The organism is Sphingopyxis sp. (genome assembly GCF_034380315.1).
In the GTDB taxonomy this organism is placed as follows: Bacteria; Pseudomonadota; Alphaproteobacteria; order Sphingomonadales; family Sphingomonadaceae; genus Sphingopyxis.
This window is the reverse complement of record NZ_JAXMPB010000010.1, coordinates 88,062-108,730: the sequence shown is the minus strand read 5'-3', so window position 1 is coordinate 108,730 and position 20,669 is coordinate 88,062. Positions and strand designations below refer to the sequence as shown.

Below are 20,669 nucleotides of genomic sequence, written 5' to 3'. Positions count from 1 at the left end.
CAACCTCCGCCTCACGTAGCTTGCCGATAATCTCTTCCGGGCGATGCTTTTTGCTCGGCATTCTATATCTCCTTCGTCGTCCAAAATATCATCAATTTTGGACCACTCAGAAGGGGGCAGATCAGTTGTAATCGCGCATGCCGGCACCAAGGTTGAGCTCCTCCAGGACGACAAGCTGGGTGTTCATGATGAAGCCCTGATACGGCCCGGTGATTTCCTCGGTGGTCGACTTGCGCACATTATGCGTCCCCAGGAGCTCGGCCCAGATCTCCGTGAGCATCGTCTTACCGACACCCTGATGCTCGCTGCGGAACAAGAGCGCATGGCGGAGCTTCTGCCCCGGATAGCGGACGGTCCACGCGATCATCTTCAGCAAATGACTGCGTTCATCCGCATCGGGCACGAGGTAAGAAAGGAAATCCTCGAACGGACTTGCGTCGCCTTTGATCGCTTCCAAACCTGAGGACCGATATGTGTTCAACAGTTCGAGCCCGTCCCGCTTGATCACGCCCTCAGGGCTCTGCGGCTCGTATACGAAGTCGTGCATCCGCTTGATGAAGTCATTGCGCAGCAGGTATCCGCCGAACTGCCCCTTCTCGAGCATGTTCATATGCGTGTTGTTGAAAGCCGGGACGTCCAGCATCTCGCGGCTTTCGACGTGATAGAAACCGTTGGGCTTGCTCAGGAAGACCCACTTGCGCGCCGTCGCGATGAACGGATCGGGGTTTTCAGAGCCCGATTTCCAGCAGCTGGCCAGGGTGCGGTCGATTTCGACCTCCCCGAGCCCGGTGCTCGTAGCCGCGTCGCGGAGGCGGTCGGCGAAGTCCCCCCATTCAGCACCAGCTGCTGCGACCATCGCCGCCAGCCGGACGCCGGCGGAGAAGAGCATGTCGTTGCGCTCGCCGTCCAAGGCTTCCGCAATTTTGATGGTGGCATCATGCTCGGCCGAGGCCAGCGCGGCTACCACGCCGTCAGGGTAGCGGGACGAGACGCCCGGCTCAGACCCGGCTGCCTTGCGCTTGGGTGCGGGAGCCCGCTTTGCCTTGAGCTGATCAAGGACAATGGACGGGAGATGGGCGAAATCCACCTCGTCGGGCGAAACCGCCCACTCGTAAAACGCGCCGCTCTCGTGCAAAGAGCCGGCTCCGACGACGTATCCACCGTCACCGCGAATGTCCAACTTCGTGCCGGCGATCCGCACAGCGTTGCCGACCTTGAAGCCGGGGTGCCGGAAATAGTAGTGGCGCCCGCGGCCGGTGCTGACGCACGGCGTTGCCGGCAAGTTCCAGCTGTCGACGAGGGTCTGCGCTTCCGCGCTATCAACGTCGAGGACGACGATGCCGCTGTTGGCGCCGCAAGTAACGCCGGGGTTGAGCACGCTGGCGTCCCACGCGACGATCTCCTCCGGCGTGGCCGGGTTCTCGTCATACGCCTTCCACGACGGGACCGAAGGCTCCTTGCCTGCCTTCTTCACGGGGAAGACGCGGAACCCGAACCGCGCCGCCTCCGCGAAGCGGATGGGATTAAGACTGTTGTTTTTCAATGATAAGCTCCTGATTAGGCTTGTGATCCCTGATTGGGAGCGGTCCATGTAGGCCATAGATCGGCGCGGTCGAGGTCCGCCGAACACCGAAACCTAGCTTCGATGGTAAGCGTACGGCCTCTCGCGTGTTGCGGCATTCAGGCTCGGCGCTGATGGACCTCTGCTAAGGAGTCTCTTTCTGGACTCCAGAAGGAGGCCAAGTGAAGGATCGGGTGGAGATCATCGCGCGCACCGAACGGCGCAGGAAGTTTTCGGATGCCGAGAAGGCGGCGATCCTTGCCGAGGCAGATGCGGACGGCGTATCAGTCCGTCAGGTGGCTGAGCGCCATGAGATTGCCGAGAGCCTGATCTATAACTGGCGGTCGGCGCGCCGCCAGGCAGCAGCCATTGCCAGCGAGGCGCTTGAGTTCATTCCCTACGGCGCGATCATAACGACGGAGCCCGCAGCTACGCCAGCGGTGCCTGACCCCCAGAAGGCGCCGCAACCTGTTCCGTCGCCGATGCCGCCAGCGCCGGATGAACTGATCCGCCCACATCCCGGTGCCCGCCCCGGGGCGATAGGCATAGATCTGCCGAGCGGCGTGCGCTTGTCGGTAGACAGCTACGTGAACGAGAAGGCGTTGGCCCGCGTATTGCGCGCATTCCGGGATGTCTCGTGATTTCCCTGGCGCCCGGAACGAAGGTCTATCTGGCAAGCAAGCCGGTCAGCATGCGGCTCGGTTTCGATGGGCTGGCGGCGCTGGTCCGTCCGCTATTTGCGGTCGAGCCCTACGGCGGGCATGTCTTCCTGTTCCGCAGCAAGAGCGGCAACTACCTGAAGGCGCTGCATTGGGATGGGACCGGGCTTTGCTTGTTCGCCAAGCGTTTGGAACGCAGTCGTTTCGTCTGGCCGCCACTCATCGAGGGCGGTGTCGTACTGACCCCAGCACAGTTCGCGTTGCTGATCGAAGCAATGGATTGGCGGCGCACGGTTGCCCCTGATCCGCCCCGTCTACCGGTACAACTTTGACGCGATAATTGGCGTATTTCCGGGCTTTCTGCTTGGGCGGAAGGCTGGATTCTGCTAACGGGAAGCGTGTCTCCCGACGATCTCGAACTCCCTTCCGATCCCGCAGAACTGCGCGCTTTTACCGAGGCGATGCGCGCACGTCTGGCGGCGTCGGAACAGGCGCTGGAAGCCGAACGGGCAGCCCATGACGAGACTCGTGAGAAGCTTGAGACCGCCCAGAACTCGATCAAGCTGACCACGCTCCAGATCGAGAAGTTCAAGGTCCAGTTGGCCCGCCTTCGGCGCATGAAGTTCGGCCAGTCTTCGGAGCGCCTTGCGCTCCAGGCCGATCAACTCGAACTGACGCTGGAGGACCTCGAGGCCGAGCATGCCCATGCCGAGTGCGTGATCGAGGGCCATGCGCCCGAAGATTACCCGGCCAGGGCTGCCCCTCGCAGCCTCGCCGTGCTCCGCTGCCCGACCATCTCCCTCGCGACGAGGTTGTGCACGCAGCGCCGGATGCCGATGGCTGCTCCGCCTGTGGGGGCACAATGGGCAAGCTCGGCGAGGACGTGACCGAAGTGCTGGAGTATGTCCCCGGTCGCTTCCGCGTCGTCCGTCATGTTCGGCCCAAGCTTTCCTGCAACCGCTGCGATACAATCAGCCAGGCACCGGCCCCGGCGCTTCCCGTGCCGCGCGGCCGTGCTGGTCCCGGCCTGCTGGCCCATGTCATCGTTTCCAAGTTTGCCGATCACCTGCCTCTGTATCGCCAATCGCAGATCTACGCCCGCGAGGGCGTGGAGATCAGCCGTTCAACGATGGCGGATTGGCTGGGCCAGGCGAGTTGGCTGCTGCAACCGCTCGTCAAGCGGATCGCCGATCACGTCATGGCCAGCGTAAAGCTCCACGCCGACGATACACCCGTTCCCGTGCTGGCGCCGGGGACCGAGAAGACGGCAACAGGTCGCCTCTGGGTCTACCTTCGCGATAACCGACGATGGAGCCATCTGGATAAGCCAGCAGCGCTATTTTGCTACAGCCCTGATCGCAAGGGCGAGCGACCGCGCGAACATCTCAAGACCTTTGCGGGCTTCCTGCAGGCCGATGCCTATGCCGGTTTCGAGCGCCTTTACGCGAGTGACCGCAAGCCAGCGCCAATCACGCCCGTTGCGTGCTGGGCCCATGCCCGGCGCAAGCTGAACGATGTCTACAAAGCAGACCCGAACTCAGCTGCCCTCGATGGGCTGCAGATGATCGGCGAGCTTTACGACGTCGAGCGGCAGATCGTGCGCGAACCCGCAGACTTCCGCCGCAAGGCTCGTAAGCTCTCAAAGCTGAAGGCGCTGGATTTCTTCGCCTGGGCTGATGATGTGCTGTCTAGGGCATCGGCCCGTTCACCGCTAGCCGAGGCCCTGCGTTATGCCGTGAAGCTGAAGCCACAGCTGCTCACCTACACCGATGACGGTAGGCTCGAGATCGACAACAATCCGGCAGAAAATGCCCTCAGAGGCATAGCCGTTGGCCGCAAAAACTGGCTTTTTGCAGGCGCCGATTGTGGTGGTGAGCGCGCCGCTTCCATGCTTTCGCTGCTGGAGACGGCCAAACTTAACGGCGTCAATCCGCAGGAATGGCTAGCCGATGTACTCGACCGTATCGGCAAGGGGCATCCGATCAATCGGATCGACGAGCTGCTGCCTTGGAACTGGGCCACCCCGCAGGCGTGAACGCGCATTTTGGGCGGATGGCGGTCAGTCAGCTTTTTGGGGATCTGATGTTCTCGTATGAACTGGAATCATCCTGATCGCGAGCATGCTCGCAGACTCCTCAGCCCTCACCCTTTCGAAACTCTTCTTTAGTAAACGCCAGCCCATGCGTTACTCGATTTTTCTCCCCCTATTGCTCGTCGCCTGCGACGGCCAGACTGCAACTGTCGATCACCGCCCCGATTTCGATGCCCCTCTCGACGTAGATGGCGTTCATCTGTTCATCCCCGTCAAATGGAACCGCATTCACCCGACTGATCCACGCCCTTGGCCCAACGGCCTGAGGATCGACACGGGCGGTTGGGGTCAGGAACAGCCTTGGCTAGGTCCTCTGGCGGGAGCCGAGCCGCTCCCGCCCGGCCAATTCTTTCGATCCGACAGCACTGCGCAGCCGTTGCCGAACAACCATGTCGACCCGTTCTTGCGCCTGACCTTTACGTTCGAGTTTCCATTGCGGCCGCGCGAGGATAGTTGGACCCGATCGGACTCAAGTTGGGGCTATCCCTTCAGCTACGACCGGTTGGCGGTGACTTACCAATCAGTTGCCGAGTACAAAGCTCAACCCTACACCGCTTTGTTGGCCGGGTTGCAGCCGTCTGACGGCTATGATGTTGGAAACGGATGGCGCGAGGTACGTCGCGTCTATGACAAGCGACCAATTCTTTTGCGCTTTGATGCGCAAGACTGGCGGATCGGCTCCGACAAGCTTCCACGCCGACTTGCCGCCAGCTTCCGCCCCCAGGAATGGTCACACTTTACTGCACTCGGCCAGCCACGTTGGACGGCGAGCTTCGAAAGTACGCGCCTGCCGATTGCCGGATGGCGAGCCCGCTATGAAACTGCCGACCAGGTCTTTGCTTGGCTCCGCACGCCCCCCGAGCGTCGCGATTCCGCGCGACGTTTCACATGGTGGGCCAAGGGACAATACCGGCCTGTCCGCTAGAAAATGGCGTGTCGGCGGATTCCCACCAAATTTCGTTATTCAGTTTTGGCCCCGCCGTCAGAATGGATGACCAGAATCAGGGAGGCGGATGGCCTGATGAGTTGGCAAAGAAGGGGCGTTTTCTGCCGCCAACGGTCGCGGGCGGACGGTTACCTTCGATGTCGATTGGCACAGGGTCGCTGACACGACCGACCCCTTGACGATGAGTTCTCTTTTTGTTCTTATGTCGCCATGGACGAAATTGACGAGAACCGAGTCGCGAAAGCGATCCTTGCAGCGCCGGGCTGGGCCAGCGTCGGCATCTCGGCTCCTAAGGAGAGCACGCGCGAAGCCGCGGCGCAGGAGCTCGCGCTGACGCTCACGAAAATGTCCGGCGACCGCCCTTCGGCGATCGACCCGAACCAGCTGGTGCTGGCGCTGTGACGTGCAGCATACGAAATCGGGCATCCCGCGGGCCACGCACATTTTCGAGGCGGCTATCTGGCACTATGCCGTTCAGCCTGTGTGTCGGTGCGGTCATCTCGCGAAGTTCGACGCGGGGCTACTCTGGTATCGCTTCCACCGGAAGGGCTGGGACGACAATCTTCGCAAAGCCTGCCGCCATTTCTGGTGTCGACAATGCGCATGGAAATCAGGTTGCCGTGTCCAACCTCTCCGGCTCGAAGTTGTTGATTGGGACAAGGACGCGATCCGGCTCAACGAATTGGTCGACGGGGTCAGGTCAGCGACTTTAGTGCCACCGTCATCACGAAGATTTTGAATTGGCGGTGGGCGCGGTCTTAAGAAGCCTGCTCCGTGGGTCGGAAGGGTACCACCCTTTCTTGTGGAATGTGGCTGGGAGGAGGCTGAGAGTGGCGAAAATCTCGCGATAAAAATTTTCGCATTTTCGTCATGATGCCCTAGTTTCGAATGTCAGCCTTGCGCCCAATCTCAGTCGTCGCCAGCTGCGGCATGGTTCACCAAAACTTGCCGTTCGCGCACGTCGGCGCAGGGCGAAGAGGACGCGACGAGCGGAAACTGCGGATGGCTTTTTCGACGTCCAAGCTGCCGCTGGTTCTGCCGGCGGTTGATCGTTGCTTCGTCCGTGGGCTCGCGATGAAGTACGTGATCCTTCGTCGCCAATGCCGTGTCCGGTGATCGGGCTCAGCATGCCCTTTTCGGTGCATTGCCGGGTGCAGGCGGGTGAGACGATCCTGTCCGATTCGCTCGACGCCGTTCGTCCTTATCGCCGGATCCTGGTGGTCTTATGGCGGGCGGCTATGGCATCCGGCTTTCGCTCCAATCCGCCGATAGCGCCAAGACGGCGAGCGTCGGCGATCGCACGGTCATCTTCACCCGCTCGGCGATGACCACATGGTCGGACGAGCCCGTGATTGCGCCCGGACGGCGTGGCTGCATTCTCGGACATCTATTCACCCGCAGCTCCTGTGGTGTAGTTGATCGGGTTAATCACGGTTTAGCCGACCGATGGCCGCTGGGCTAAAAAGACCGATCTCCTCCAAATTGGTTCAATCTGGAACAGCGCTGCGATGTCACAAGTTGGCGGAACGCAGGCGAGTCCCTAAATAGGTTGCGTGAACCAATGATCGAGAAGCGCCGATAGGGCGCCATTTCTGCAGGGGATGATCCGATGGCTTATCGGAACAAGACTTATATTGCTTTTGATGGCGACAATGACATGCGATATTATCGCCTAATGACCGCATGGGCCGCGAACGAGAAGTTCGATTTTTCCTTTTACGACGCGCATGATATCAACTCGGCGCGCGACACGAGCCAGGAAGAGAGCATCAAGCGTCAACTTCGCGAACGCTTTGCGAACTCCAAAGCCTTCATCGTCCTGATCGGCGACAACACGCGCTTTCTCACCAAATTCGTGAAATGGGAGATTGAAACGGCGATCAAGCTCGGCCTCCCCATTATCGCCGTCAATCTGAACAAGGGAAAACGGCAGGACGCGCTTTGCCCTCCTTCTCTCAAGCAGGCACTCGCGATCTATGTTCCGTTCAGCGAGAAGATGATTGGCTATGCACTTGAGAACTGGCCTGCGACAGATGTTGCGCAGCGAAAGGCCGGAAAATCGGGTGCTTTCCATTATAACGACAGTGTCTACCGTTCGCTCGGTGTCACATGATGGCCTATTTTTTCAAATCGATCACTACGTTGTCCTTCTGGCGCTATGCTCTCTTTTCGTTTGAGGCACTGAGCAAGATACTCGCAATAGTCGGAGGGCTTTTTCTCTTCGTGGAGATGCTGGATTTTTTCGGTATCTATACCAAGGATCAATATAGCCGCCTCGTTCTCATCCCGATCTTTGTCTTTGCGGTCGTCTATGTGGTTCTGACCCGCCGGCCCGTCACCCGAATATCCTTCAAGCCGGGGGGCAGGGACTATCGCATCGATGTCCGGATCGGCGATCTGTTCGAGGGTCAGGATGATGTAGTTGTGAGTACCAATACGACCTTCGATACCGACATGGCATCGGGTCTGATCGCGACCGACAGTCTGCAGGGGCAGGTAGCCACCCGGTTTTTCCAGGCGAACACCAAAGAGATCGACAGGCAACTCGACGAGGACCTCGATGGCGTGGCATTTGTGGACCGCCCCGCGGCCAAGGGCAAGCGCCGGGAATATCCGATCGGTACGGTGGCGCGCGTATCGTCGCACGGCCGAACCTTCTTCTTCGTCGCGATGTCGCGGCTCAATGAGCAGGGTACGGCTTCGTCGACGAAGCGCGAAGTCGAAGATGCGCTCGATGGGCTATGGGCGGCTGTCGCCGAGCGCGGCAATCATCGTCCGCTAGCGATCCCGCTGATGGGAACGGGCAGGGGGCGGCTTCCCGTATCGCGAAAGAAGATGGCCGAGCAGATCGCGCAATCCTTTGCCGATGCGTCGGCCGAAAAAATCTTCTCGGACAAGCTCTCGATCGTGATTCGGCCCGAAGATGCGGAAAAACATGGCGTGAATCTCTATCAGATACGCGATTATCTTGTCCAAAGCCTGCATGCATGACGCTAATGGGCGGCTAGGCCGAATTTCGGGATTCCTGATAACCGATCATATCGAGCAGGAAAAACCGACCCGGGGAAGGATTTTTCATGAAGTTGAAGACCGCTTACGCTCGCTTCTACAAATCGTTCAATTTCGATCACGCCCGCAAGCTTGACGATCGGGTCGAAAAACAGCCTTGGGAAATGTTCCGCGAGCATTTCTACCCCTATGTGACGGTAGAACTCGATCCCCGGATTACGACAATCGTCGGCGCCAACGAATCGGGCAAGAGCCATCTGATCGGTGTGATCAAGAAGGCCATTACCGGCGAAGAGATCGAACAGCGCGACTTGTGCCGCTATTCGCCATTTTTCGGGGTGGCACTTGGTCAGCGTTGCTGGCCACATGTCGGCGTCGGCTGGGACGAGCTTTCGGAATCCGAGGCGAGAGCCATCGCCGAGGTGCTTGAGACCGGTGACGCCAAATTTCGTCGCTTCCTCATGTTTCGCGAGGAACCGGCAAGGCTCATCGTCTGGACACCGAGCGGCAAGACGTTTGTGAAACATGAGCTTTCGGAAGAAAAAAGCCTTGAACTCGAACGACTGGTGCCGCGGCCTTTCGAAATCGATTCAAAGGTTGCGCTACCCAATTCGGTTCCCTTCTCCTTTCTTGCGGAAGAAGGAAATGCGCTTGCCGCAACCTATTCGCGGTCGACCATGGAAGAATTCGTCAATGCGCTGGGCAGCGTGAAATCCTTTCTCGGCAGTGACGCGGCCGTCCAGCAGAATGCCGGGAGGATCGTCGGGGCTCTTTCGAATTTTGCCGAGCCGATGGAAGCGCACGTCAAGGAGGAGGAGCTCAAGTCGCTCAAACTAGGGCGTAGCCTGCTTCTCACGCTTGGTGAAATCGATCCGAACAGTCTTGCCGAACTGTCGCACGGGATCGATCAGCAATATGACGGATATGTCGGGGGCCTGCTCGAAGCGGTCAATCAGCAGCTCGAAAGTAAGCTCAATTTTCGCCGCTATTGGGTTCAGGACAGGGACTTCAGTTTGAAAGTCGCGACGCGCGATCGCGAACTCGTCTTTGTGATCGGCGACCGGACGGGCACCGTCTACACATTTTCCGAGCGAAGCAGCGGTCTACGTTACTTCCTTTCCTATCTCATTCAGACGCAAATTCATCGCCCGTCGTCGGGGCGAGAGTCGATCCTGCTGATGGATGAACCCGATACCTTTTTGTCGGCGGAGGCGCAGCAGGACCTGATGCGCGTATTTCGCGATCTCGCCGAGCCGGAGTCGGGCGACCCCATTCAGGTCCTCTACGTGACCCACTCGCCCTTTCTGCTCGACAAGAATCACTCCGAACGTATTCGCGTGCTCGAGAAGGGCAGCGGATTCGATGGAACGCGGGTCGTCCCTAGCGTAAGCCGCAATCATTATGAGCCGCTGCGCTCAGCCTTCGGAGCGTTTGTCGGCGAGAGCGCTTTTGTCGGCTCGGTCAATCTTCTCGTGGAGGGCGCCGCGGACCAGATTATCTTGGCTGGCGCCGCAAATCTCATCCGCTTGAACAATCCGGGCATTCTCGACGAGACGCTCGATCTGAACCGAATGGTCATTGTCCCGAGTGGCTCCGCGCAGGAGGTCGGCTACACGGTTTTCCGCATTCGCGGGCAAGGCGCCGACAAGCCGCCGGTAGTTGCCTTGCTCGACGGCGATGACGAGGGCACCAGCGCGAAGGCGGACTTCATAAGTGACAAGCGCCTGCGTAAACTCATCAAGCCGGAAAATATTCTCGATTTGCAACAATTGGGTGAAACGGTTCCCGATTGGCCGGCGAGCCCGGCACTGGAGGATCTCGTACCCGTCCCGCTTGCGCACCGCGCTATGGAGTTGGTGATCGAAGAGGTGACGAAATTTCGCGAGGGTGATCCCCCGCGGATCGCGTTCGGTGCCGTCCAAGCTGAAGTCGAAAAGGGTGGAGCGTTGCTCGACGCGATCAATCGCGTCGTAAAGCGTCACAAGGGCAGAATCGACAAAATCGCCTTCGCGAAAGCACTCGTCGAGGCGTGTAACTATCCCGACGCCAAGATGCGTCCGCATGTCGATTTGTTTCTCGATCGCATGCGGATCATCTTCCGGGAGGTCAATGAAGCGGTACGCCGTGCGACCGATGATGCGGCTAACAAAAAGCTGGAGACGCTCGTTGCCGAAAGGGCTGCCCTCTTTAAGGTCGATAACCCCCATTATGCGACGCGGGAACAGGCCAGTATCGCGCTTCGTCAAATCGAGACGTTGCTGGACGATTCACCCGAGGCCGAAGCCATTCGCAACGCGATGGTCCCGATCCGCCGCGGCCATCAGCTCAATCAGGAACCGGCCGCCCGTATTGCCGATTATCGATCGTTCATCGAACAGCTTGAGGGCCTTAAACATGCTTGGCGGGCGCAACTCAATGGCGCTCAACGTCCCGCCGACATGCCAGCGGCGAGCTTGGCGAAAGCGTCGAAACCGGCGGGCGCCTCCCGCGCCGCAGCGAAATCCGTGTCCTCGGGCAAAGCGCGTAAGGGTCGATCAAACGGGGCCACCCCGACTGAATCAGAAGCGAGTTAAAAGACGCGCGGGGCTGATATCGAACGACGATGTCGGATTTCTTGGTTGCCCTAGGTGATTTGGTCTTCGCTATCATATCGCCATTGCTTTCGCTTCCCCCGGCTTTGTGGCGTCGCTTATCGCGGACCTCGATCACATCCGCGAGATTTACGCCGTAGAAGGTCGAATTGCTTTTAAGGGACTGGAGGGTTGCCTTCACGTCTTCGTTCTGCGGGATCTCGGCCGCGAGCGCCTGGGCACGGCGAACCACAGCAATTTCGTCCTCGAAGAAGTTCCCGATCCCTTCGAAAGACAGCGTCGCATTCGGGCGGAACAGCTTCTTGAGGAACAGGAAAAGTCCGCTGTCGGTCTTGGTAAAAGCAGCCCCAACGGCAGCAATTCCGTGCGACCTCCAGCTTGCGATCAGGCGTAGGGGGCAATGGTTCCCCACCTGTCGATGAGGGTATGTTGAAGTCCACCCGTTAGATAGCAGGGGAATGTCTCTTGGCTGACCTTGTCGAGCAGGGCGCGGTCGGTCAGCGTGCATCCCGCAACGAATGGCTCAATTCTTGTCGGGAAAGAGACCGGGCATCCAGCGCGAGGCGAGCGCGGCGGGAAAGGCCATGCGCAGTGGCGCGCGGCTGCTTTCTGAGACGATCACTCCGAGATCGAGCAAGGTTGCGGCAATGCGGCGTGCATGCCGTTCGCCGGAGCCCACAACCGCATCTAGCTCGCCGCGCGGCAGTTCGCCGCGATACAGGATCGCATCGATGATCGTCCCGGCCTTTGCAGGAAGATTGCCGAGCGTTGCTTCCTCGTCGATCCATCGATGAATGCGCGTCCGGAGACGGTTCGGCTCGACAAGGCCGGCCATGAAATCGACCTGGTCGATGCAGATCTGGAGAAAATAGGAGGTGAAGGAGGCTAGCGCTTCCTCGCTGAGTGCGCCGCGTCCATCGAGATCGTTGCGGCGCGGCAGATCGCAGGCGGCGAGATGGCGCTTATAGTCCTGCGCGGTCCGTCCGAGCCCACGAGCCACCGACCAGACACCACCCGTGTCGAGTGTATCGAGCAACATCGCGTGCGACATGAGCCTGGCGACGCGGCCGTTGCCGTCGAGAAACGGGTGTATCCACACGTGGCGGTGATGCGCGGCGGCTAGCGCAATGATGGCATCACTGCGCCCGAGCCGTCCATAAGCCCATTCGAAATGGTCGAGGAAGCGCGGGACGGCGCCTGCACTGATGGCGATATGGCGTCCAACGCGGACATCGCTCGTGCGAAGCGCACCCGGTTCGACACGAACGCGCTCCCCGGTTCCAGGCATCTCAGCCCAGAGGAGGCTTTCGGGAAGCTGCTCACAAAAACGTGCGTGCGTTTCGCAAAGGCCCGCGACGCTATGCGCGCGGCCAGCGAGACCACCCGCGTCGATCCATTCCTGGACCGCGATATGGGCGCGGGCCTCGAGCTGAAGATCGCGTTGCTCGGGATTGTCACTGAAATCATTGTTGAGCGCGCGCTCAATATCGATGGGATGCGTATCGTGCCCTTCGATCAAATTGCTGTAATAGCAGTTCATCGCCCGAACGAGATGTGCGAGTGCGACCTGTATTTCGGAAGGCAGGCTGCTGCGAAACGCGGCAGCCTTCGCTGCAAGATCCACCGACAGGTCGCGAAGTACGCCGAGACGCGGCGATCCCTCACCGATCCGCATCGGCTGCATTTTGTCGATTGTTTCACCGCGATCTAGGCTCATGCATGTCCGCTTTAATGTCCATTTATTAAGAAGGCAAAAATGGCTGATTTGCAAGGATAAGGCGGATAGGCCATCGTCAGAAGGGCCGGTCGGATGTCCGGTTTAATGTCCGGTTCCTATGTACTTTTCAACTTGACATGTCCTCGCCATCGAGGGCTGTCCTAAGGACAGCCCTCGATGGCGAGGATCATCGTGATTTTACGCTTGACTTGTGCTTCGATGCGGCGAATGTCCTTAGGACATTCGCCGCATCGAAGCAGTCATGGAAACGGCAGCCGAAATTCTTGTCCGTATGGCGCGCGACGCCGCGCCCCCCGTCGTCAGCGAGTTTGATCTGTATCTGCTCGCGCGCCGGCTTTTCGCCGACCGCGGGTATGGAGACACGCCCATACCGCCCCGAAACCGGACCTTGTCCGCGCGCCGCGCGCGCACTCTCGTTTCCCAGGCGATATGGAATCCCGCTTTTACGCTGACTAGCGAGGCGCCACCAAACAAATTGCCGTATGATCCCGAATTCCTGTCTCCTCTCTATATCGCAGGGCAGGGCGACACAGTCGCGGTGATGATGGCAGCCGACCCATTTTGCTGCCTTTCGCACGCAAGCGCCGTCGCTTTTCATGGTCTGGGCGACGAGAGCAGCGACGTGCATCTGGTCGCGCCCGATCGGGCTGGCTGGGTCGGACGGGCGGCGCGCCTGATGGAACAGGCGCTCGGAAAGCCGATCTACGACATCGATTCCGAGGATGTGCCGTTCCGGCCCGTCCGCCCACGTTGCGATGTCATGGTGCGCGGGCGCCGCGTCCACCGCCATGAAATGCGCCATCCCATTGTTGCTGCAGAACGCGGCGATCTCCGGGCGACCGCCATTGGCGAGACTTTCCGCGATTCGCTCGATAAACCCGAATGGTGCGGCGGTATCGATGCGGTCATTGCCCTGTGGCAGTGCCATGCCTTGCGTCATCGCGACGCCATTATCGCGACGGTGGATGCCAGTTCCGAGAAGATCCTGCGCGTTCGTGCGGGTTATCTTCTGGAAGAGATGCTCAGGATCGACGATCCGCGGGTCGCGGCTTGGGTTTCGGATGCGCAGCGCGGCAGCTCCCGCAAGCTCGATGCGGCGGCGCCCTACGCGAGCCGCTTCTCGGCGCGATGGATGCTTTCGATCAATGTTGCCGACGCATCGCTGCCCTCGCAAACCCTATGATATCCGGTCGGATCGAGCGAACCCGAGCGATCGCAGCCAATATGGACCAAAATTACCAAGCCACTGAGATACGGCGTTCTTACGGGATTTTCTGCGCAAATGCTTGCTCGGAAGCGACGCAAAGGGCGCGCGCAACGTTGATCGCGGGCACGCGCGGCTATAGACCCTGCGCACCGGGGAATAATAGGCAAGCGAGCGGTCCGAGCCGCCACGATGAAACGGGGGGATGAATGGCGTTTTTCGACGATGCTCAGCGCGCGAAAGTCACGATCAAGCGGATGGTATTTCACCTTGTCGGGCCCGAAGCCAAGGATCTCGTGCTGTTGCAGGAGACGAGCCCCGGCAAATTTGCCGATTTCTTTCTCGGTCGCATTCTGTCGGTGAATGGCGGGATTTTGTACCGTTTTTCGGACGCATCCTCGACCCGCACGCGCCTTGCGCGCATTGCCGCCGACGGCAAGACCTTCCAGGCCGAGAGCGAAAGGCTCGCTGAAGATTTTCAGCAGCATCATGGCGGCAGTGCGGCCGCGGGCGCGTTTTTGGTGTTCGAAATCGATGTCGCAGGTGAGCAATGTTTTGCGCTGCTCAAATATGATGACGAGACGGTGCTGAGCTACGGATTTGAAGAGGATGAAAAGGGCCGCAAGAAAGTCAGTCTCGAAGCGCTGGAGCGGACCTTCGTCCAGAACCGCGAAGCGCTGCAGAAGTCTGCGCTGATACGGCTAACCGACGGCGGCGGCGAACTCGTCGTTCTCGACCGGCGCAATCAGCAGAAGGTCGCTCGGTATTTCGAGACGTTTCTTGGTGCCAAGCGTGTGCACGAAAATGCCGAGATCACCTCGACTCTCGTCAAAGTCACGCGCGACCTATTCCTCGAAAACAAGGAGCTCGTGCCCGAACAGGTGTTTCGCGAAATGACGAAGCGCACCTATGATGCCGCCGCTGCTGGCGGCTCGATCGGGGTCGACGATCAGAAAAGCTTCCTCGATACGGTGCTCGGTCAAAAGCTGCCCGACGATCATCCGCTCGTCGCCAAATATCACAATGCGCTTCGGCGGGCGCGGATCGACGGTACGCCGGTCACGCTCGACGCATCGGCGGTGAAGCCTCCCGCGAGCCGCCGCTACGTCACGCGAAACAAGATCTACATCCGTGTTCCCACCGAGATGATCGACGCGATCAAGGTCGAGGGAAACCAGATCATCATCAACGACCGGCTTGAAGCAACCTATGATGACCCCGAGCCAACTGGCTGACCTCGTCCGGCGGTCGGATCCGCAGGGCGAGATCGACGAGCGTCACGATGCGCTGAGCTTCGCCGCCGCGCTGGGCGAGCCGGCTCTCCGCGCCGAATGGCTCGCGCTTGCGCAGACGCCGCCGCCATTCGCGACCGGTATCTCGATCAAGATCGGCGATAGCGACGGCGACCTGGAGGACAATCGTCCGATCGCGCCCGGGGACCGGTTCCAAATACGGATTGCGAAGCGGTGCGCGGCCGACATTCTTCTGCTGTTCTTTTCGGAAGGCTATGCAGACAATGCCGACACGCACAGCGCTGTCGGCCATGTCCGCGTCGCAGATATGCCGACGGGCGGCACATTTACGACCTATCGCACGCGCTTTGAGGCCTGGACCGAGGATGCGCCGGTGCCCTTCGCCCCTCTGGAAAAGCTCCCCGATCCGCGCACCTACGCGAGCGACTTCACGCAGCTGAACGCCGTGCCGCAGGATATCCGCCCTTGGCTCCTCGGGACGGCCCCTGAAACGGAAAGCGCGATGTTCGCGGCGTGGCGGCTCATCGCCGTGCGAAAGCTGCTCGCGAGCCTCGCGGACCGGGTCTGCATCGAGGAAGGGCAGGTCATCTACGCATTCAGCGGTCCCCCCGCCTGCAAGGTCGCTCTTGGCGACGCCGACGCGCCGACGCTGTTCGAGCGCGTCACCGAAGGTGCGGTCTGGGTTTATGCCGAGGGGCTGCGCGATGCCGATACCCGCCATCTGCTCCTCGCAAACGAATGGGCGCGCACCGGCCGCAAGGCCGCGATGGCCGACATGGGCCAAGGCAGCCTGGAATCCGCGAAGGGAGCCTACAGCGCTTACGTTAAGGCCGGGAGTAAGGAGACACTGAAGGCGCTGGCCGAACTGCGCAAATCGATCGTCGATGAAACGCAAAAAATCAGCCAGCGCGCGCAGGATCTCATCGGCGCGATGTGGAAGGACGTCGCGGTCGCGGCAGCACCGTTCGCGCTCAAGATTTTTCCCGACGCGGGCAAGGCCGAGACCAGCTTCATCGCGAGCGGGCTTGCGATCGGCGCCGCGCTTTTCCTGATTTTTTCTTATGCAATGCAGTGGCACATCAACGCCAAATGGTTCGAACAACAGAAGAATGCGCGCGATATCTGGAAGTCGCAGCTCAATCTCGTTCTCGACCCGAACGAGGTGGACGCGCTCAGCGATCCACCGGTCAAGGAGTCGGTCAAGAGCTACAAAAATGTGCGCTGCTGGGTCGGCGGATTTTACGCCATCCTCGTCGTGCTCCTGACCCTCTTCGCTTTTTCTAACCGGCCCGGTGCTGCCGTACGCGCCGATGACGCCGCGGCTTCGGCGGCGATCCGTGCAGGAAGCGCCGGCGCGGCGGCGAGGTTCGAGCAGGCAGCTGGCGCGCGCGGTGCGTCCATCGCTGCGCCGGGCGGGCCCGGCGTGGCGGCGAAGGCAAAGGCGCCGCCGACATCAGCGCCCGCGACATCGGCAAAAACGCAAGCGACCAGACAGAGGGCGGCACAGTAGGGGAGCGACGGCGCGATGGACTATAAGCAGGTGGTGCGGGACAGCCTGTTGCCGCTCTCGGTCGGGGGGACGCTTCCTGCCGCCTTTGCCGAATGGTCCTTTACTGGCATCACGCACGATCATGAGCAAGCGACCGAGATCTGCGACCTCTGCGGCAAGCGCGACCTGCGCTACCATTTCCAGATCGCGAACGGTCTCACAGGCGCCGAGCTCTGGGTCGGATCGCACTGTATCCTACAGTTCGAACTTCCCGTTTTCGATGGCGGCCGCCAAATTGCGCCGGCCGAAGCGCGTGCACATCTCCAGGCGCATGTCCGCCGGATGCAAATAGAATATTGCATCAAGGCGCTTTCGATCCTTGCCGACCGGGAAGACAGCAATATCCTGCGCGGTGCGCTGGACTATTACGCGAGAAAGAAGAAGCTGACGCCGCGCTATGCCGACGTCGTCTTCTGGCGGCTTCAGCGCCACCGCATCGAGCATCAGCCGTCCTTTTTCGCGATCGAGCTTCGCGAGCGCCGTCATATCGACGCGCTCCGCGATCTTCCGACCTCGCGCGTTCACCGTCTTTGGGGGGCGCTCACGAGCGCGCAGCGCCGAAAGGCGGTCGAACTTGGGCATCCAGCGCCGCGCCAGGGCTAACGCCATCACTTTCCACCTGAGGGGAACCCTTCCGCTAACGGCTAGCCTCAGGGACAGCGTTCGAAATGGTCACACTGCGCTGCGAGGGCCTACGTCGAGATGGGCTCTTCGGAACTGCACTGTCAAGACGGAGCCGACTACTGACGAGAGCGAGCGTTCCAGCTCGTGGCGGAACGTCCGCTCTCTTCGTTTGACACCTAAAAGCGGACGGTCTCCGAACGGCCATCTGCGTAACCAAGCGGGGCACGGGTCGTGCTTGGAACCCATGCCCAGGCGCTTACTCCGCTGGCTCTGCTACCCGCGAGGTGACGGGCTCGCCGAGGTGCTGCTTGAGAAAGGGGATGGCACGGTCGAGCGCGATTTTGGTGGGCACCGGCTGGTCGTAGAGGTCATAGTGCGACCAGCCTTCGACCACGACGAGTTGCTTGGTCTTCGAGGCGGCGCGGCCGTAAATCTCCATGCCGTCACGATAGGCGCCGAAGCCGCCGGGCTTGTCGCCGAAGACGAGCATGACCGGTTGCGTCAGCAGCGTCTCGGCAAAGGCGAAGGCATCCCATGCCATCGCGGGTGCGGAGTGCGAGAAGAGCATCCGCGTGCCGGAACCCTCCGCCGGGCATCGATTGCGATAATAATCGGTGGCCTCGAGCACATCGATATCGGTGATGCCGGCCGCCTTGCCCTTTTCGACGCTTTCAGGCAGCAGCATGTCGATCCGCTCATCGGCGCCCGCAATCTCGGCGGTGCGTTGCGCGGCCATGGCCTCGAGCGTGCCGACCGGATCGAAGTTGCTGAACCCTTCGCGGAACAGCCGCCCGAAGTTGACGCCTGTGATGCTGACCAGTGCCTTGATCCGCTTGTCGATGATCGCGGCCTTGATCGAATAGCCACCGCCGCCGCAGATGCCGAGAATGCCGATCCGTTCGGCATCGACGTAGGGCAGCGTCTGCAGATAATCGATGACATCGCGGTAATCCTTCACCCGCTGCTCGGGGTCTTCGATCCAGCGAGGGTCGCCGCCGCTGCCGCCCTGGAAGCTCGCATCGGGGACGATGACCACGAACCCGGCCTTCGCGAGCGCCGCGCCATAGACATTGCCCGCGGTCTGCTCCTTGCAGCTGCCGATCGGGTGGTTCGCGACGACAGCCGGATAGCTGTTCGCTTCGTCGAAATCAGGTGGGAAATGCAGGTTCGCTGCAATGTCCCAATACATGCCTGGATTGCGGATGCTCACAGTTTCCATGATCGTTACTCCTTTCAGAAGGCTCGCTCCGATACTTATTCGGCAGCCTCGGTCTCGGGGGTGTTCGCAAGCGCGAGCTTGTCGGCGAAGAAGGGTGCGAGCACCGACACGGCTTCGCCCACTTCCTTTTCGCCGTCGTAAAGCTGCATGTGGTTCGAACCTTCGACGACGTGGAATTGCTTGTCGCTACTCGCAGCGCGGTCGAACAGGTCGTCGCTCATCCACTTACTGCCGGCCTCGCTGCCCGCAACGATCTGGAGCGGCTGGGTCAGGAAGGCCTCGGCTTTGTTGTACGCGTCATAAGGAATGATCTGCGACAGGCTGCGCGCGGTCATATAGCCCGGCGCGGTCAGATATTCGGCGCGCGGGGTGTGGTAATATTCCCAGGCCTGGCGCAGTTCCTCGTTCGGCGCATCTTCTTCCTTGAGCGGCGCGAGCGGGAAGATTTCGGGCGTTCCGCCTCGGACATCCTTGCTGCGCGCATCGTCACCCATCCCGATCACCGGTGCGGCGTCGGCGTCCTTGATGTTGTTTTCCCAGCCGTTGCGGAACATCGATCCGATATTGACCGCGCTGACCGTGCCCACGGCCTTGATCCGCTGGTCGTTGATCGCAGCGTTGGCGGTGTAGCCGGCACCGGCGCAGATCCCCATCGCGCCGATGCGGTCGGCGTCGACATAGGGCAGGGTGGTGAGATAATCGATCACCGCGCTGACGTCTTCGGTACGGACATAGGGGTTTTCGAGCTGACGCGGCGCACCGCCGCTTTCGCCCTGGTAGCTCGCGTCATAGGCGATGGTGATGAAGCCCTCTTCCGCGAGCTTCTTCGCATAGAGGCCCGAGGCCTGCTCCTTCACGCCGCCACCGGGATGCGACACGACGATGGCGGGATATTTGCCGCCTTTGTCGAAGCCTTCGGGGAAATTGATGACCGCCGACATGGCGATCGTTTCATTGTTCGAATTGGGGAAGCTGATCTTTTCCATCGTCTTGCTCCTGCATCGCCGCGGGGTGCAGCGTTGCAGACAATCTAGCGATTCGCGCGTCCATCGATTAGATACTGAAAACTGCATGAGCTTATCGATGAGGTGATGAATGCGCCGCGAAGAAATGGCCGACCTCGCCGCCTTTGTCGCGGTCGCCGAAGAACAGAGCTTCACCAAGGCCGCAGCAAAGCTGGGCATGTCGCAATCGGCGGTCAGCCAAGTCGTGCGGCGCCTCGAGGAGCGGCTCGGGCTGCGCCTGTTGTCGCGCACGACGCGAAGCGTGGCGCCCACCGAAGTCGGCGAGCGCATATTGGTAACGTTGTCGCCGATGCTCCGCGATCTCGACGCCAGTATCGAAGCGCTCAGCGAATATCGCGACAGGCCAGCCGGCAATATCCGCATCACGACGGTCGAACACGCTGCAGCTACGATCCTTCGCCCGGCGCTGGCGCGCCTGCTGCCCCACCATCCCGACATCAACGTCGAAGTGATTATCGACTATGGCCTCACCGACATCGTGAGCGAGCGTTTTGACGCGGGCGTGCGCCTCGGCGGACAGGTGGACAAGGACATGATCGCGGTGCGGATCGGGCCCGACATCCCGATGGCGGTGGTCGGCTCACCCGACTATTTCGCGCGCCACGCACCGCCGTCCGAGCCCGGCGAGCTCGTCCATCATCGCGGCATCAATCTGCGGCTACCGACCTCAGGCACCTTCAACCGGTGGAACTTTCGCCAACGCGGCAAGACGATGCGCGTTCAGGTGGAGGGGCAGCTCGCCTTCAATGCGATCGCGCAAATCCGCGACGCGGCGCTCGACGGCCTGGGGCTCGCCTATCTTCCTCTCGACTATGTCGACGAAGCCATGGCCGCGGGTAAGCTGGCGCGCATATTAGATCGTTGGACCGAAGATTTGCCCGGCTATCACCTCTATTATCCCAACCGGCGCTTCGCCTCGCCGGCGTTCAAACTTCTTGTCGATACTCTCCGGTTCAGGGCTGGATGATTTCTGACGACGGCAGCTTTCCTCACCTTGGAGGTTGAAAGCTGCCTGGCTGCAAGCGGCCATTAGTCGTCGGGATCTTTCGGATGGTCTGGGTAACGGAACGAAAACCTTGCTGCCTGCGGATGGGCGTAACGGCCGCTACGGACCTCCGCTACCATCGCGAATCACCTTCAAGCCTCGCATTTTCGGCAGTTTTCTGCCATTCATCGAGGTCGTTCCAATGGTGACATAT

Annotated in this window: 17 protein-coding genes and 1 pseudogene; 13 read left to right on the top strand and 5 right to left on the bottom strand. The window is 60.5% G+C overall.

Translation table 11 applies throughout. The features are described from left to right. Positions 1–121 precede the first annotated feature (121 nt). The gene (locus U0S50_RS16365; protein WP_322309742.1) at positions 122–1,543 is read right to left on the bottom strand and encodes a bifunctional DNA primase/polymerase; all 1,422 of its coding nucleotides are present in this window, start codon (positions 1,541–1,543) and stop codon (positions 122–124) included. Between the two features lie 200 nt (positions 1,544–1,743). Here U0S50_RS16365 and tnpA point away from each other — a divergent pair, with 200 nt between their 5' ends. The 5 genes and pseudogenes from tnpA to U0S50_RS16340 all read left to right on the top strand — a co-directional run bounded on the left by tnpA (position 1,744) and on the right by U0S50_RS16340 (position 5,660). Further along, complete coding sequence (gene tnpA, locus U0S50_RS16360) at positions 1,744–2,202, top strand: IS66-like element accessory protein TnpA (protein WP_322309741.1); 459 nt, start codon at positions 1,744–1,746, stop codon at positions 2,200–2,202. Further along, positions 2,199–2,552, top strand: coding sequence for an IS66 family insertion sequence element accessory protein TnpB (tnpB, locus tag U0S50_RS16355; protein ID WP_322309740.1), 354 nt, complete (start codon positions 2,199–2,201; stop codon positions 2,550–2,552). The genes tnpA and tnpB overlap by 4 nt, the downstream gene beginning before the upstream one ends. 129 nt (positions 2,553–2,681) lie before the next feature. Next, positions 2,682–4,255: pseudogene (gene tnpC, locus U0S50_RS16350) on the top strand (IS66 family transposase). Between the two features lie 85 nt (positions 4,256–4,340). Next, entirely contained in the window at positions 4,341–5,237 is an 897-nt protein-coding gene (locus U0S50_RS16345; RefSeq protein ID WP_322309739.1) for a hypothetical protein, read from the top strand. Between the two features lie 231 nt (positions 5,238–5,468). Then, positions 5,469–5,660 carry a DUF6771 family protein gene (locus tag U0S50_RS16340; RefSeq protein WP_322309738.1) on the top strand — a complete coding sequence of 64 codons (192 nt, stop codon included), beginning with the start codon at positions 5,469–5,471 and terminating at the stop codon, positions 5,658–5,660. Between the two features lie 834 nt (positions 5,661–6,494). Here U0S50_RS16340 and U0S50_RS16335 read toward each other — a convergent pair. Further along, positions 6,495–6,635: a hypothetical protein gene (locus U0S50_RS16335; RefSeq protein ID WP_322309737.1), complete on the bottom strand. Its 141-nt coding sequence runs from the start codon at positions 6,633–6,635 to the stop codon at positions 6,495–6,497. Positions 6,636–6,867: 232 nt separating this feature from the next. Between U0S50_RS16335 and U0S50_RS16330 the strand changes: the two genes are divergently transcribed. From U0S50_RS16330 to U0S50_RS16320, 3 genes are all read left to right on the top strand, one after another. Continuing rightward, positions 6,868–7,371 carry a TIR domain-containing protein gene (locus tag U0S50_RS16330; RefSeq protein WP_322309736.1) on the top strand — a complete coding sequence of 168 codons (504 nt, stop codon included), beginning with the start codon at positions 6,868–6,870 and terminating at the stop codon, positions 7,369–7,371. Positions 7,372–7,487: 116 nt separating this feature from the next. Beyond that, positions 7,488–8,249 carry a macro domain-containing protein gene (locus U0S50_RS16325; protein WP_322309746.1) on the top strand — a complete coding sequence of 254 codons (762 nt, stop codon included), beginning with the start codon at positions 7,488–7,490 and terminating at the stop codon, positions 8,247–8,249. Between the two features lie 86 nt (positions 8,250–8,335). Further along, positions 8,336–10,840: an AAA family ATPase gene (locus tag U0S50_RS16320; protein WP_322309735.1), complete on the top strand. Its 2,505-nt coding sequence runs from the start codon at positions 8,336–8,338 to the stop codon at positions 10,838–10,840. Between the two features lie 541 nt (positions 10,841–11,381). On the opposite strand, the gene U0S50_RS16315 is transcribed toward U0S50_RS16320, so the two are convergent. After that, on the bottom strand, positions 11,382–12,575 hold the full coding sequence (locus tag U0S50_RS16315; RefSeq protein ID WP_322309734.1) for a Fic family protein: 1,194 nt from the start codon (positions 12,573–12,575) through the stop codon (positions 11,382–11,384). 292 nt (positions 12,576–12,867) lie between these two features. Between U0S50_RS16315 and U0S50_RS16310 the strand changes: the two genes are divergently transcribed. From U0S50_RS16310 to U0S50_RS16295, 4 genes are all read left to right on the top strand, one after another. Beyond that, positions 12,868–13,779: a hypothetical protein gene (locus tag U0S50_RS16310; RefSeq protein WP_322309733.1), complete on the top strand. Its 912-nt coding sequence runs from the start codon at positions 12,868–12,870 to the stop codon at positions 13,777–13,779. A gap of 230 nt (positions 13,780–14,009) precedes the next feature. After that, the gene (locus U0S50_RS16305; protein ID WP_322309732.1) at positions 14,010–15,035 is read left to right on the top strand and encodes a nucleoid-associated protein; all 1,026 of its coding nucleotides are present in this window, start codon (positions 14,010–14,012) and stop codon (positions 15,033–15,035) included. Next, entirely contained in the window at positions 15,010–16,563 is a 1,554-nt protein-coding gene (locus U0S50_RS16300; RefSeq protein ID WP_322309731.1) for a hypothetical protein, read from the top strand. Before U0S50_RS16305 ends, U0S50_RS16300 begins: the two co-directional genes overlap by 26 nt. A 15-nt stretch (positions 16,564–16,578) precedes the next feature. Further along, positions 16,579–17,205: a hypothetical protein gene (locus U0S50_RS16295; RefSeq protein WP_322309730.1), complete on the top strand. Its 627-nt coding sequence runs from the start codon at positions 16,579–16,581 to the stop codon at positions 17,203–17,205. 277 nt (positions 17,206–17,482) lie between these two features. Here the strand turns inward: U0S50_RS16295 and U0S50_RS16290 are convergent, their stop codons facing one another. Together U0S50_RS16290 and U0S50_RS16285 are read right to left on the bottom strand one after the other, a co-directional pair. Next, on the bottom strand, positions 17,483–18,445 hold the full coding sequence (locus U0S50_RS16290) for an alpha/beta hydrolase (protein WP_322309729.1): 963 nt from the start codon (positions 18,443–18,445) through the stop codon (positions 17,483–17,485). Positions 18,446–18,480: 35 nt separating this feature from the next. Further along, positions 18,481–19,431, bottom strand: coding sequence for an alpha/beta hydrolase (locus U0S50_RS16285; protein ID WP_322309728.1), 951 nt, complete (start codon positions 19,429–19,431; stop codon positions 18,481–18,483). A gap of 109 nt (positions 19,432–19,540) precedes the next feature. On the opposite strand from U0S50_RS16285, the gene U0S50_RS16280 reads away from it, so the two are divergent. Beyond that, positions 19,541–20,437, top strand: a complete 897-nt coding sequence (locus tag U0S50_RS16280; protein ID WP_322309727.1) for a LysR family transcriptional regulator — start codon at positions 19,541–19,543, stop codon at positions 20,435–20,437. The last annotated feature ends 232 nt before the right edge of the window (positions 20,438–20,669 follow it).

What these genes read in the sequence shown, in the direction of transcription:
- U0S50_RS16345 (WP_322309739.1), top strand. Translation starts at nt 4,341, where the DNA reads ATGCTCGCAGACTCCTCAGCCCTCACCCTTTCGAAACTCTTCTTTAGT.
- U0S50_RS16340 (WP_322309738.1), top strand. Translation starts at nt 5,469, where the DNA reads ATGGACGAAATTGACGAGAACCGAGTCGCGAAAGCGATCCTTGCAGCG.
- U0S50_RS16335 (WP_322309737.1), bottom strand. Translation starts at nt 6,635, where the DNA reads ATGCAGCCACGCCGTCCGGGCGCAATCACGGGCTCGTCCGACCATGTG.
- U0S50_RS16330 (WP_322309736.1), top strand. Translation starts at nt 6,868, where the DNA reads ATGGCTTATCGGAACAAGACTTATATTGCTTTTGATGGCGACAATGAC.
- U0S50_RS16325 (WP_322309746.1), top strand. Translation starts at nt 7,488, where the DNA reads ATGCTGGATTTTTTCGGTATCTATACCAAGGATCAATATAGCCGCCTC.
- U0S50_RS16320 (WP_322309735.1), top strand. Translation starts at nt 8,336, where the DNA reads ATGAAGTTGAAGACCGCTTACGCTCGCTTCTACAAATCGTTCAATTTC.
- U0S50_RS16315 (WP_322309734.1), bottom strand. Translation starts at nt 12,575, where the DNA reads ATGAGCCTAGATCGCGGTGAAACAATCGACAAAATGCAGCCGATGCGG.
- U0S50_RS16310 (WP_322309733.1), top strand. Translation starts at nt 12,868, where the DNA reads ATGGCGCGCGACGCCGCGCCCCCCGTCGTCAGCGAGTTTGATCTGTAT.
- U0S50_RS16305 (WP_322309732.1), top strand. Translation starts at nt 14,010, where the DNA reads ATGGCGTTTTTCGACGATGCTCAGCGCGCGAAAGTCACGATCAAGCGG.
- U0S50_RS16300 (WP_322309731.1), top strand. Translation starts at nt 15,010, where the DNA reads ATGATGACCCCGAGCCAACTGGCTGACCTCGTCCGGCGGTCGGATCCG.
- U0S50_RS16295 (WP_322309730.1), top strand. Translation starts at nt 16,579, where the DNA reads ATGGACTATAAGCAGGTGGTGCGGGACAGCCTGTTGCCGCTCTCGGTC.
- U0S50_RS16290 (WP_322309729.1), bottom strand. Translation starts at nt 18,445, where the DNA reads ATGGAAACTGTGAGCATCCGCAATCCAGGCATGTATTGGGACATTGCA.
- U0S50_RS16285 (WP_322309728.1), bottom strand. Translation starts at nt 19,431, where the DNA reads ATGGAAAAGATCAGCTTCCCCAATTCGAACAATGAAACGATCGCCATG.
- U0S50_RS16280 (WP_322309727.1), top strand. Translation starts at nt 19,541, where the DNA reads ATGCGCCGCGAAGAAATGGCCGACCTCGCCGCCTTTGTCGCGGTCGCC.